At 40.9% G+C, this 11,084-nt stretch carries 14 protein-coding genes; 7 read left to right on the forward strand and 7 right to left on the reverse strand.

Going from position 1 to position 11,084, the window contains the following annotated elements:
- Nucleotides 1–3: 3 nt before the first annotated feature.
- Nucleotides 4–648, forward strand: a complete 645-nt coding sequence (locus tag FTU00_RS01410; protein ID WP_179992858.1) for an MBL fold metallo-hydrolase — start codon at nucleotides 4–6, stop codon at nucleotides 646–648.
- Between the two features lie 32 nt (nucleotides 649–680).
- Here FTU00_RS01410 and FTU00_RS01415 read toward each other — a convergent pair whose 3' ends face one another.
- Nucleotides 681–863, reverse strand: coding sequence for a hypothetical protein (locus FTU00_RS01415; protein ID WP_004781764.1), 183 nt, complete (start codon nucleotides 861–863; stop codon nucleotides 681–683).
- 154 nt (nucleotides 864–1,017) lie between these two features.
- Nucleotides 1,018–1,194, reverse strand: a complete 177-nt coding sequence (locus FTU00_RS01420; protein WP_180178934.1) for a DNA gyrase inhibitor YacG — start codon at nucleotides 1,192–1,194, stop codon at nucleotides 1,018–1,020.
- 84 nt (nucleotides 1,195–1,278) lie between these two features.
- Between FTU00_RS01420 and FTU00_RS01425 the strand changes: the two genes are divergently transcribed.
- Both FTU00_RS01425 and FTU00_RS01430 read left to right on the forward strand, forming a co-directional pair.
- Nucleotides 1,279–1,923: an SAM-dependent methyltransferase gene (locus FTU00_RS01425; RefSeq protein WP_179992861.1), complete on the forward strand. Its 645-nt coding sequence runs from the start codon at nucleotides 1,279–1,281 to the stop codon at nucleotides 1,921–1,923.
- 3 nt (nucleotides 1,924–1,926) lie between these two features.
- Entirely contained in the window at nucleotides 1,927–3,129 is a 1,203-nt protein-coding gene (locus FTU00_RS01430; RefSeq protein ID WP_180178935.1) for a TIGR03862 family flavoprotein, read from the forward strand.
- An 83-nt stretch (nucleotides 3,130–3,212) separates the two neighbouring features.
- On the opposite strand, the gene FTU00_RS01435 is transcribed toward FTU00_RS01430, so the two are convergent.
- Together FTU00_RS01435 and FTU00_RS01440 are read right to left on the reverse strand one after the other, a co-directional pair.
- The gene (locus FTU00_RS01435) at nucleotides 3,213–3,791 is read right to left on the reverse strand and encodes a hypothetical protein (protein ID WP_005232438.1); all 579 of its coding nucleotides are present in this window, start codon (nucleotides 3,789–3,791) and stop codon (nucleotides 3,213–3,215) included.
- 15 nt (nucleotides 3,792–3,806) lie between these two features.
- Nucleotides 3,807–4,583: a class I SAM-dependent methyltransferase gene (locus FTU00_RS01440; RefSeq protein WP_180018236.1), complete on the reverse strand. Its 777-nt coding sequence runs from the start codon at nucleotides 4,581–4,583 to the stop codon at nucleotides 3,807–3,809.
- Nucleotides 4,584–4,696: 113 nt separating this feature from the next.
- On the opposite strand from FTU00_RS01440, the gene FTU00_RS01445 reads away from it, so the two are divergent.
- The 3 genes from FTU00_RS01445 (at nucleotide 4,697) to FTU00_RS01455 (ending at nucleotide 7,331) form a co-directional block, all read left to right on the forward strand.
- Nucleotides 4,697–5,968 carry a hypothetical protein gene (locus FTU00_RS01445; protein ID WP_180003011.1) on the forward strand — a complete coding sequence of 424 codons (1,272 nt, stop codon included), beginning with the start codon at nucleotides 4,697–4,699 and terminating at the stop codon, nucleotides 5,966–5,968.
- A gap of 122 nt (nucleotides 5,969–6,090) precedes the next feature.
- The gene (locus FTU00_RS01450) at nucleotides 6,091–6,285 is read left to right on the forward strand and encodes a hypothetical protein (RefSeq protein ID WP_005232434.1); all 195 of its coding nucleotides are present in this window, start codon (nucleotides 6,091–6,093) and stop codon (nucleotides 6,283–6,285) included.
- A gap of 92 nt (nucleotides 6,286–6,377) precedes the next feature.
- Nucleotides 6,378–7,331, forward strand: coding sequence for a 2-hydroxyacid dehydrogenase (locus FTU00_RS01455; RefSeq protein WP_004781778.1), 954 nt, complete (start codon nucleotides 6,378–6,380; stop codon nucleotides 7,329–7,331).
- 38 nt (nucleotides 7,332–7,369) lie between these two features.
- On the opposite strand, the gene FTU00_RS01460 is transcribed toward FTU00_RS01455, so the two are convergent.
- The 3 genes from FTU00_RS01460 to FTU00_RS01470 form a co-directional block, all read right to left on the reverse strand.
- Nucleotides 7,370–7,888 carry a hypothetical protein gene (locus FTU00_RS01460; protein ID WP_179992852.1) on the reverse strand — a complete coding sequence of 173 codons (519 nt, stop codon included), beginning with the start codon at nucleotides 7,886–7,888 and terminating at the stop codon, nucleotides 7,370–7,372.
- Between the two features lie 108 nt (nucleotides 7,889–7,996).
- A complete protein-coding gene (locus tag FTU00_RS01465; RefSeq protein ID WP_005232430.1) occupies nucleotides 7,997–8,476 on the reverse strand; it encodes a hypothetical protein in 480 nt (159 codons plus the stop codon).
- Nucleotides 8,477–8,711: 235 nt separating this feature from the next.
- Nucleotides 8,712–9,101, reverse strand: coding sequence for a hypothetical protein (locus FTU00_RS01470; protein WP_179992850.1), 390 nt, complete (start codon nucleotides 9,099–9,101; stop codon nucleotides 8,712–8,714).
- A 186-nt stretch (nucleotides 9,102–9,287) separates the two neighbouring features.
- On the opposite strand from FTU00_RS01470, the gene FTU00_RS01475 reads away from it, so the two are divergent.
- Nucleotides 9,288–11,081 carry an AAA family ATPase gene (locus FTU00_RS01475; RefSeq protein WP_180178936.1) on the forward strand — a complete coding sequence of 598 codons (1,794 nt, stop codon included), beginning with the start codon at nucleotides 9,288–9,290 and terminating at the stop codon, nucleotides 11,079–11,081.
- The last annotated feature ends 3 nt before the right edge of the window (nucleotides 11,082–11,084 follow it).

The raw sequence follows: 11,084 nt of genomic DNA on the forward strand, positions 1-11,084 counted from the left end.
CCTATGTTACAAGTCAAAATTGTTCCTGTGACTGCATTTCAGCAAAACTGCTCGATTCTTTGGGATAGCGACAGTAAAGAGGCTGTTTTGATTGATGCAGGGGGCGAACCTGAAAAATTAAAAGCGGAAGTAGAAGCACTGGGCTTAACGGTCAAGGCTTTATGGCTGACTCATGGCCATCTCGATCATGCTGGAGCAGTTGGTGCTTTAAAAAAAGTTTGGGATGTGCCGGTGATTGGTCCGCATAAGGATGATGCATTCTGGCTGGATATGATTCAGGAAGTGTCTACCCGTTACGGTTTTCCGATTCCGGAAAAAGTAGAAGTCACGCAATGGCTGGAAGGTGGAGAAGTTCTCAAGCTAGGTGATGAAGAGTTTGAAGTACGTTTTGCCCCAGGCCATACTCCAGGTCATGTAATGTTCTATAACAAGAATCATGCTTTGTTATGGACAGGGGATGTACTGTTTAAAGGCTCAATTGGACGGACAGATTTCCCGCGTGGCGATCATCAGCAGTTACTCGATTCAATCCAGCGCGAATGTTTTAGCCTGCCGGATGAAACCCGGTTTATTTCAGGACATGGTCCGATCAGCAATATTGGTTTTGAAAAACAGCATAATCCTTTCGTTGCGGGAAAAGCCGGTTAAAGTAGTTGAAAAGATCAGCCTAGCTGGTCTTTTTATTTGCTAAAAGGATTATTTAAAGACTGACGGGTTTGTGCGTAGATCAGCCAAGTCATAATGGCAAGGAGAATTCCAACAACAATAAATAAGCCATCCTGCTGGAAAATGCCTATCCCTAATGACAATATCGCAAGTATTCCTACCCCAATTAAAATGATCTTTAGAATAATGTAGCCCATGTTCTTGCTCTAAAATAATGTGATATTTCTGCGTAAGAACATAGTATTAAACTGGCATATGTGCTGTTAACTTGTGTTGGTTTTCTATAAGCCTTTTATAAAAATCATGTGATTATTTAGGATATGCTTAATGTGATAGGATATTTTAAAAGGTTCAGTCTTCTTCAGAAGATTCAGTTGTTGGAGCATCTTGGGTTGGCAGTTTGTATTCCTCACTGGCCCAAGCGCCTAGATCAATCATTTTGCAGCGTTCCGAGCAGAAAGGACGAAATTCATTATTTTCCCAAGTGGTCAGTTTGCCACAGCATGGACATTTTAAAGTGGTCGGCATCAGCACATTCCCTAGAAAAATAAAGCTTCGATTAGGCAAATATAACTGCACTTGTTAGACTTATACAGTTTTTATTAGTTTGATCTGATTATGTCGATTCGTCAATTTCAAGCACAGCGTATGCATGCGCCTCGTGATTTCCAAAGTATCAGTTCTGAACCGGTTTGTGTGGAAATCGGTGCGGGCAAAGGTAAACACGCATTGCTCTTTACCCAGACCAATCCGAACAGCAAGCTGATAGCGATCGAGCGGACTCGAGAGAAATTTTTGGTCATGCAAAAACAGCATGCGCTGGAAGGACAGCCGAATTTACAAACGGTTCATGCCGATGCCTTGCCTTGGATTGTGCATGCTCTCTATCCAGCGCAAGTCGAACAGTTTTTTATTTTATATCCGAACCCTGAGCCGCATAACCCGGCGCAGCGCTGGTTGAATATGCCATTTTTTGAGTTTTTATTATCGCGTTTAAAAACCGGTGGCACGATCACTTTAGCGAGTAACATTCCTGAATATATTGAGGAGGCAGAGCAGCAGGTTCAAAACCTGTGGAAGCTGCCTTTTGTTAAAGAAGTCATTGGCCAAGACTCGGCAAGAACTCATTTTGAAATTAAATATCTAGAGCGTGGTGAGTTGTGCCAGCAATTGATTATTAGTAAACCGGAAGGCTATACAACGCGTTTTGATGAGTTTCAGCCGTTACAAGGGCAGAATGCGAGTTCGGCGGAATAAGTCATGACGAAGCGCATTGCAATTGTGGGTGCTGGCCCGGCAGGCTTGATGGCTGCAGAAGTACTGAGCCAGTCTGATTATGAGGTGCATGTGTTTGAACAAAAACCTTCGGCTGCCCGTAAATTCCTGATGGCTGGCAAAACCGGTCTAAATATTTCTCATGCCGAACCCGTCGAGCAGTTTGTGCAGCGTTATGATCAGGTGAACTGGTTAGCACCTTGGATCAAACGCTGGGATGCCATATGGATTCAAAACTGGATGAGAGATCTTGGTATTGAACCTTATATTGGTTCTTCAGGTCGGGTCTTTCCTACCGAAATGAAAGCCGCTCCACTATTGCGTGCCTGGTTAAAACGTTTAACTGAGCAAGGGGTAAAATTTCATTATCGCCATCAAATTCTAGATCTAAAAAATCATCAGCTACAGATGCATGATTTAAAAAATGATTGCGCATTCACAGAAAACTTTGATGCGATTGTTTTGGCTTGTGGTGCAGTGTCATGGTCAAAACTCGGCAGTGATGGGAAATGGCAAGCATGGCTTGATTGCAGCGAGATTGAACCTTTTCAAGCCAGTAATGCGGGTGTGGAATATTCATGGTCCAAGTTTATGCAGCCAATCTTCGGTCAGCCCCTAAAACGGGTCGAGGCTTGGGTTGATGGCGGTGACAAGACTATGGGTGATATTGTGATCAGTCACTATGGCCTAGAAAGTGGTTTGATTTATAAACAAGGCCAGGGGCTGCGTCAACAGCTGAAACAGGGGCAGCCAATGCAGCTGAATCTGGATCTTTTCCCGGACCAAACCGTAGAGCAATTAGCAAAAAAATTACAGTCAAGTAAAAAGCAATCTTTGAATAATATCTGGCGAAAAGCAGGTCTGGACGGTGCAAAAGCTGCTATGGTGCGTGAACTGGTACCAAAATCGCTTTGGCAAATTGCTACTGAATTAGCACAACAGGTAAAACACCTGAAAGTACCATTAACAGGTTTCCGTCCTATACAGGAAGCGATTAGCTGTGCAGGTGGTGTTAAACGCGAGGTTCTGTCAGAGCAGCTTCAGCTTAAATCCAATCCACATGTGTTCTTATGTGGTGAGATGCTGGACTGGGATGCGCCTACAGGGGGTTACTTGCTGACAGCCTGTTTTGCCACTGGACGAGCAGCCGCAGAAGGGGTGCAGCAATATTTAGTTCAAGCTCAATAATACGCATTCTTCAGAAAGTGAAAGTTAAATCTTAGAACTGCATATAAAATTTCAGGAAGCGTCCGCTTCCTGAAATGTATTATTTATTGTGCTGGGGCTTTATTTGCGGTGGTCATCTCCGGATATTGCGAACGCCAGCGTTCCAGTTGCTCTTGGGCATGTAGATATTTGCCCAGACCTTTTACATTTTCACTGGCTTCATTTACGGTAGAGGCCTGAGATTTCGGACTATTCACCAGTTTTTCCTGATGTTCCCAGTATTGATACATCAAACCCTGAATATAACGGCCCTGTTCAGTTTTAAGCTCCAGATCTTTGAGCATATTTAGCGAAGACTGGACATGATCGCGTTGACGTTGCTGGACAAATTCCGGAGTCAGATTGTCATCATTGCGCATGCCATTGAGCTCAGCTTCCAGATCCGCGCTCATTTCCTGGAAACGTTCTTCATAGTCATTCAAGACAGCAATATCATGGGGATCATCTTCCGTTTTAGGGAAGTTTTTCACGGGTCCAGTTTTCAATTCCTGCATGATTTCCTCTGATGCAGAGTCTTCCGTTGCCTGCTGTTCTACAGATTGTGAACTTTTCTGGTCACAGGCCATCAAAAACATGGCGGCAGTGAAAAGTGCAGTTCGTGACATCAATTGAATCGTGTGCATGATTGAATCCTGTTCCTAATTATTTTTCTTGAATACATAAACATAGGTGACATAAGGGAAATTAATCATATCTTCTGCACCCTTGTCCGTATAGTTTTTGATAATTTGTTCGAATTGCTGCTTGAGCTGCTGTTGCTGTTCTTTTGGTAGTGCCGCAATAAAGCTGGTTGACAATAAGCGTTTGGAAACCACCTGCTCGACAGGGCCATGCTGTAGCTGTTGCATTTGCGTTTCAGCATAAGGCTGAAAGAGATTCTGTTCTTCAAATACTTTACGCCAGGCACCACTATGATAGCGTGGTGTATCGCCTTCCAGTGGTGCAATGCAATCTGCCAGAGCTTTGACCCAGTCGACTGTGATATCACGCTGGTTCCAGACCAGTACCAGAAAGCCTTGAGGTTTAAGTACCCGATCCAGCTCCTTTAAGGTCTCTAGATTGGCAAACCAGTGAAATGACTGTGCACAAAACACGGCATTCACGCTATGATCGGGCAGGGGAAGCTGGTGGCTCATCCCTTCAAGGGTATGAATATCCGGATGTGCCAGTTTTAACTGGGCCAGCATTTCAGGGACAGGATCAATGGCGGTGATGTGGCTGCTGAGTGGAAGCAAATAGGCAATAAATTTACCTGTTCCTGTTCCCAAATCAACAAGATCTGCATCTACAGGCAATGACAGTGTCTCGGCAAGCCATGGGCTAAGATCTGCCGGATAGTCAGGGCGTACCTGCTGATAAAGCTCAGCCGCTGTACTAAACCCTTGTTGAGCTGCAGGATGCAGTGATTGTGTCATATTTTGCGCTTTTTAATCTTTTTCATCGATATAAAATAGCATATTCACTTTTTCGGCCCTATTCATTGAGTGAATTGTTGCCGAAAAGTTAGATTCACCAGCACGGGAAAGTTATGGATAAGCAGATTGTTTTTGAAGATGAGCATATACGCGCAATTTTTATGCCGGGGTCATCTTCAGAATTGATTTTTTCATTTGGAGATTTGATTACCCGTGCCAAGGGCTTGAGCATCAATGCCGAAAAATCATTAGCGAAATTTGAATTTAATGTTTTGGGAATTATGCCCAAACATAAATCCTGGTTTCCAAAAAGTTCCATGTGGAACATGTTGCAAGCAATTGCCGAGCTGATTGCGCCGTTTCAGCAGCGCATTGCCTATGGTGGTTCCATGGGCGGTTATGCTGCGATTAAATATTCCAATCTGCTGAATGTTCAGCGAGTGGTCGCGATGGTGCCGCAATATTCGATCAATCCGGAAGATGTCGAAGATGCCCGCTACAACATGTTTTACCAGCCCGAGCTGAATGAAGGCATGCGGATTGAGGCACAAGATGTCAGTCCGGAACGGGAATATATTCTGGTTTATGATCCGTATTGCACCGAAGACCGAGCACATTACCTGAAACTGGAAGCCGTACTTCCGCAGCATCATGTACTGCATCTGCCATTTACCGGCCATGACGCCATCGCCGTTCTGGCCAGTTCCGAGCTGCTGTATGACTTTTTATTGCATGACTATGATGAAAGTTATTTCTACCAGAAAATGCGTCGGGTTAAGAAAAACAGCAAGTTCTATTATCGCAAGGTAATTGAGAATATCTTGCCGCGCCACCGTTTTGCTTTAGGGCGTATTTTGAAGAATAATGATCTGCTGCTGGACACCCAATTTTTTGATGCAGCGCAAAAGCAGGTGATTTTGCGTGAATTGCTGAGTAATAAACAAGTCGATCAGCAGGATCTGCTCAAGCTTGGGATTCACGTCAATCTGCCCCAAGAAAAGCGTCAGTTATTGTTGGATGCCTATGGACATGCACTGGTCTTTAACGTCATTAGCAACAAGATCGAAAGCTATACCGGTGATGCGATTGCACTAAATCATAAATTCCTGATTCCAATCTATGCCAAGGGTAATGGCTTGCTGACCATCAACCTGAATGATGAGCGTTATCTGGTGGTGATGAATGATCGGCATATTATGAAACTGGTCAAGGAGCAGGATGAATTAAATGTAGGCATGCATCCGATTATCATGAAACGCTATGCTGATTTTTATATGTTCAGCTATAAACATCTGAATTTGCATACAGATGAATACGGCGCTTCCGGTTTCGTTGACGCAAGTGACAAAAATACACAGTTTGTGACACGAAGTGAAATGAACTAACCAAAAAATTTATCTAAAAAACAAATACTTGACTTATGTTTGCTAAGGCCTAATATGGTCTTAGGCGGTATGAAAAATAGTCACACCGCTCCCGGTTGTTTATATGACAAGGGAGTAAATATATGCAATCCAAACAAGTTACAAGTATTTGTTTTATTCTTGGACTGATGCTGCCTAATTTTGCACACGCGGAAAGTGTGCATCCTGCAGTGATCTTGCTCAGTTCTTCTCTTATTTTTCTGATCTTTCTCAGTGTATATGTGATTTATAAGGTGCGCCGTTCTCTGCGTAACCATATTGATAAGTCTGTAGATTAACCACTTCTGACAGTAAGTTGCTTGAAAACCCTGCAGGACTTGTTTTAAATGGCAATCAAAATAAATTGTCAAACAAGGTTGAGGGTAGCGCCATGAAAGCCGCTTATTTAGATTATGCTTCTTTAGACCAACAGGATTTGGACTTTCAGGCACTACATGCAGTATTTGATCAGCTGGTCTTATACCCGGCCACATCGGCTGCAGAGATTCAGTCTCGTGTGGCCGATGTCGATGTCATCATTACCAACAAAGTCATGATTGACGCGGCAACCATCCAGCAATGCCCTCAACTGAAACTGATCCTGATTTCTGCTACGGGCACCAATAATGTCGATCTGGCTGCGGCCAAGGCATGTGGCATTGTGGTGTGTAACTGTCAGGCTTATGGCACCTCTGCCGTCGCTCAGCATACCCTTATGCTGATGCTCAATCTGGCCACTTCATTTTTAACCTATCAACGTGCAGTACAGCAGGGCGAATGGCAAAAGGCCAGCCAGTTCTGTCTATTGGGTGCGCCAATTGTAGAATTGGCAGGCAAGACCTTAGGTATTGTTGGTTATGGTGAGCTGGGCCATGCAGTTGCCAGACTGGCAGAAGCCTTTGGCATGAAAGTACTGATTGCAGCTTTGCCCAACCGTCCAGCAGATGATTCCCGTATTCCATTTGCAGAGTTATTGCCACAAGTGGATTTTTTAAGCCTGCATTGCCCTTTAACGGAAGATACCCGTCATTTAATCAGTCATGCCGAATTGGACGCGATGAAACCAAGTGCATTTTTAATTAACTGTGCGCGTGGTGGAATCGTCGATGAACAGGCTTTGGCTCAGGCCTTACGCGAAGGCAAAATTGCCGGTGCTGCGACGGATGTGCTTACCGTGGAGCCTCCGAAAGAGGGAAATGTATTGCTCGATGCCTCAATTCCTAACCTGATCGTTACACCGCACAATGCTTGGGGCAGCGTTGATGCGCGTCAACGCATTGTGGATCAGATGGTGGAAAATGTAGAAGCCTTTAAGCAAGGCCGGCCTATCCGTCAGGTAAATTAAAAACTGCCAAATAAAAACTAAATGCTGATTAAATTCGATCAGCATTTTTTTCGGTTTTCTGGCGTAATATATTTATCTAATAGCTTTAAAAATTCACTCTGAACCAGTGCAGACCGGGGGTTAAATATAATTTCCTGATAGACGCGCTTAAATTCGGGTACCCGTTCATCGGGACGCTTGTCATAAGATGTTCGATAATGGGTTTCAAACATATAAATCAGATGATTCTGCGAAAAATAAGCAGTTCGATAGCTATAAATGTCATCTCCTTGAGTCCCGATTCTTAATTTACACATATCCTTGATCCGATACAGGTCGGCATTATTGCCAGAGGCGGGCCTAAATTCAGCTTCCTCCAAGTGTTCTATATGCTGGATTTTTTCGCCTTCGGTTTTATGGTTATAAGGATTCGCACTAGACAGGCTCGGGATGGAGGATAATTCATCATCAATCGCAGCAATTGAGGTCACGGTTTCACCTGAAACCAGTAAAGTGATGTACAGGATGGCTACACCACACAGAATGCCGGCGATAAAGCTGAGGAGAATTTTTTTCATTTTTATTATCTTCTCATGATTTTATTTGAGTTCAGTCTAAAGAAAGACTCAACTATCTTCAATGCTTAAAAGAAAAAGCCCGTAATGGGCTTTTTTCAATTCGATGATTTAAAGATCATCTACTGCATAACTGGTCGCTGTACCGGAACTTGACTGGGGCTGTGATACCGATGAATTTTGAGTTGCGGTAGATGGCTGACTCAAAGGCTGCTGCACGATCGGTGCCTGTTGTGAATTGCCGCGCCAGACTTCTCGGGTTTGCTGAATTTTCTGACCCGTTTGCTGTGCTGCCTGAGTCGCACCCTGATCTACTTTCTGGATGGTATCTGATGCTGCAGACTTGGTATTGCCCCAGGCACGGTCTACACCCGGTTTGATTTTGGCAATGCCTTTTTCAGTGACTTCACCTACTTTTTCAGCGGTATTGATAACGCCTTCCTGTGCTTTATAGGCAAACACATGCAGCAGGTTCGGATTCTCACCATAAGGTGCAATCGGTTTGTTGGTCTGAGTGGTTTCGGTCTGTGCAAATACAGGTGCGCAGAACATTAAAGCTGTCGTTAAAATAATTGGGGTTTTGATATTCATTATGGATCGACCTCGAATTCGTCAAAGAGCGGTCTGAGTTTGGTTTTCAGTGTAACGGATAATCAGCCAAAAACAATGAATAAGCTATGGAGAGAGTATAGGTTCAGCGTAGTTTGATGCGAGGATCTTATAATTTTTAAAAGGAAGAAAAGGCAGTTTAAATCAGAAGAAAAATTAAATTTCTGTTCATTCAAATAAATAGCCCTATTTTCATCATAAAAACAGGGCGATCTATTTAATCACATTGAGTTAGGGCATCTTTAGCAAAATGATTGCGCAGAATTACAAAGTTCTTTTGTACTGCCGTATCGTGCAGGTCAAATTTTTGTGCCGTGCTGGTACCGTCACGCTGGAAAGTTGCTGAACCGGCATCAATCAGGGTCAAGCCTTTAAATGACCATTGTTCAACTGAACGGTTGTTGCCGATGTCGCCAGTAAATTCAATCACGCATTTGTCGAGGAATTTGGTCAGTTTTGCCTTATTGTTGGTTGTTTCTGGAATAACTTCGAGATTTTTTACTTCCTGTAATACGCCCAGTTCCAGCTGTGGAATGGTCGGTTGAGATGTACATGCTGTAAGTGCGATACCCGCAAGAGTCGTCATAATGAGTGTTTGAAATTTCATGCGCTTCTTTCTTGTTGAGTGTTGTTAGGGTGAGTATATGAAATATATAGAGATATGCCTATAGTGGATGAAATTTTAGAATCCAAAGATATTTAATTTTTGAATGAAAAATTACTTATTAAGTAAAGAAAAAAGATCGTAGGTTTTTGTTACTATTGGATTAACAGGAATAAAAAAGAAATTGTTATGTACTTAAGAAATATTCATATTAGAAATATTGGACCACTTGAAAAACTAGATTTAGAGTTAGAATTACGAGAGGATTTAAATCCAAAGCACGTAATTTTAGTTGGAAAAAATGGTTCAGGTAAAACATATACACTCTCATACATTGCGGATTCATTTTTTGAACTAGCTAAAAGTGAATATCAGGACGCTGTAAAGGCTCAGACTAGTACATTTTCTCCATATTTTAAAATTGTTTCGGGTAATGATATAAATACAAATACAATCAACCAAAGTGCTGCTGCATATTTAAGATATCAAGATGATCAGAATAATACAGAAATACATTACTGTGAAAAAATAGGTCAAACAGATTCTGCACGTGATCTGCTAAATCTATATTCTAATAAAATAACTTTTAATGAAGGAGAAAGAGGGGACGATAAGAAGGTTTTTGCTCAAACTAAAGATATAAAAAGCTTGTTCTCTAATACTATTGTTTTCTTCCCAAGTTTTAGAAAGGTTGTTCCTCATTGGTTAAACTTAAAAGCCCCAACTGAAGAATTATTTGATATAGAAACAAAATATGGGGGTAATCTGAATAAGGAAATAATGTGTATAGATACATTTCAAAAAAACATCCAGTGGATGTTAGATGTTATTTTGGATTCTGCTATTTTACCTGCAGAGTTAGATTGTCTAGTAGGAGATGGTGAGAGAGACCAAACCATACGAAATAAACATGCTATTAATAATTCATATAGAAATATAAATAAAGTTTTTCAAACAATTTTAGATAATCATGAACTATATTTAAAAACGGGTTGGCGAAATCAAGCTAAGTCTAGATTGTCTTTACATAGTAAAGGAAAGGTTGTTATTCCAACTTTAGAGCAACTTTCAACAGGTCAGTTAATTTTACTTAATTTATTTATCACGATTATTCGCCATGCTGATTATAAAAATAGTATTCGTTTAGATAATATTGAAGGAATTGTTGTTGTTGATGAAATAGATGCACATCTTCATAGCAAACATCAAAGTGAGATTTTACCAAAGCTAATAAAGCTTTTTCCTAAAGTGCAATTTATTGTTACTTCCCATTCGCCATTGTTTGTATTAGGAATGGAAAAAGAATTTGGTGCAGAAAATATTCAATTAATTGACTTACCATCAGGAATGAATATTACTTCTGAAAGGTTTAGCGAGTTTGAGGAATCATTTGATTTTTATAAAAACACTTCTAAATTTGAAGAAGAATTGCATCAAAAAATTAAAGAAACACAAAAACCATTAATTCTAGTTGAAGGTAAAACTGATATTAAATTTCTAAGAAAAGCTTTTGAATTAAAAGGTAAAGCTGATTGGTTAGAAAATATCGAAATTGATGAAATTGGCATTACTACAGAAGATGGACAAGTTAAATTTGGTGGTGAAAGTAGTTTAGAAAAGGGGTTTGAATTTTTAAAACACAATTTAAATGCAATCAGTAGAAGAATATTATTTTTATATGATTGTGACACTAAAGCGCAGAAGCAAAAAATTGGAAGTGTTTTGAAGGAAAAAGTACCTTTTAATGGATGCAATAATAAAATCAAAAAGGGTTCTGAAAACCTTCTAAGTGAAGAACTTTTTACAGAAGAGTTTTATACAAAAATAGAGAAAATAGATGACTATGGGGCTCCATCAATAATCCAAAAATTTGAAAAAAATAAGTTTTGTGATCATGTATGTGAGAATGTTAATGATCCAATTATATTTGATAAATTTGAAGAATTGGTGTTTCCTATTATTGAAGAATTTTTGGCACTTTAATAA

The sequence above is a fragment of the Acinetobacter sp. YH12041 genome (assembly GCF_013419975.1).
Classification (GTDB): Bacteria; Pseudomonadota; Gammaproteobacteria; order Pseudomonadales; family Moraxellaceae; genus Acinetobacter.

Bases quoted from the DNA above. Each gene is read 5' to 3' on its own strand.
- FTU00_RS01445 (WP_180003011.1), top strand. From the start codon at position 4,697: ATGGATAAGCAGATTGTTTTTGAAGATGAGCATATACGCGCAATTTTT.
- FTU00_RS01465 (WP_005232430.1), bottom strand. From the start codon at position 8,476: ATGAATATCAAAACCCCAATTATTTTAACGACAGCTTTAATGTTCTGC.
- FTU00_RS01435 (WP_005232438.1), bottom strand. From the start codon at position 3,791: ATGCACACGATTCAATTGATGTCACGAACTGCACTTTTCACTGCCGCC.
- FTU00_RS01460 (WP_179992852.1), bottom strand. From the start codon at position 7,888: ATGAAAAAAATTCTCCTCAGCTTTATCGCCGGCATTCTGTGTGGTGTA.
- FTU00_RS01440 (WP_180018236.1), bottom strand. From the start codon at position 4,583: ATGACACAATCACTGCATCCTGCAGCTCAACAAGGGTTTAGTACAGCG.
- FTU00_RS01415 (WP_004781764.1), bottom strand. From the start codon at position 863: ATGGGCTACATTATTCTAAAGATCATTTTAATTGGGGTAGGAATACTT.
- FTU00_RS01420 (WP_180178934.1), bottom strand. From the start codon at position 1,194: ATGCCGACCACTTTAAAATGTCCATGCTGTGGCAAACTGACCACTTGG.
- FTU00_RS01470 (WP_179992850.1), bottom strand. From the start codon at position 9,101: ATGAAATTTCAAACACTCATTATGACGACTCTTGCGGGTATCGCACTT.
- FTU00_RS01430 (WP_180178935.1), top strand. From the start codon at position 1,927: ATGACGAAGCGCATTGCAATTGTGGGTGCTGGCCCGGCAGGCTTGATG.
- FTU00_RS01475 (WP_180178936.1), top strand. From the start codon at position 9,288: ATGTACTTAAGAAATATTCATATTAGAAATATTGGACCACTTGAAAAA.
- FTU00_RS01410 (WP_179992858.1), top strand. From the start codon at position 4: ATGTTACAAGTCAAAATTGTTCCTGTGACTGCATTTCAGCAAAACTGC.
- FTU00_RS01455 (WP_004781778.1), top strand. From the start codon at position 6,378: ATGAAAGCCGCTTATTTAGATTATGCTTCTTTAGACCAACAGGATTTG.
- FTU00_RS01450 (WP_005232434.1), top strand. From the start codon at position 6,091: ATGCAATCCAAACAAGTTACAAGTATTTGTTTTATTCTTGGACTGATG.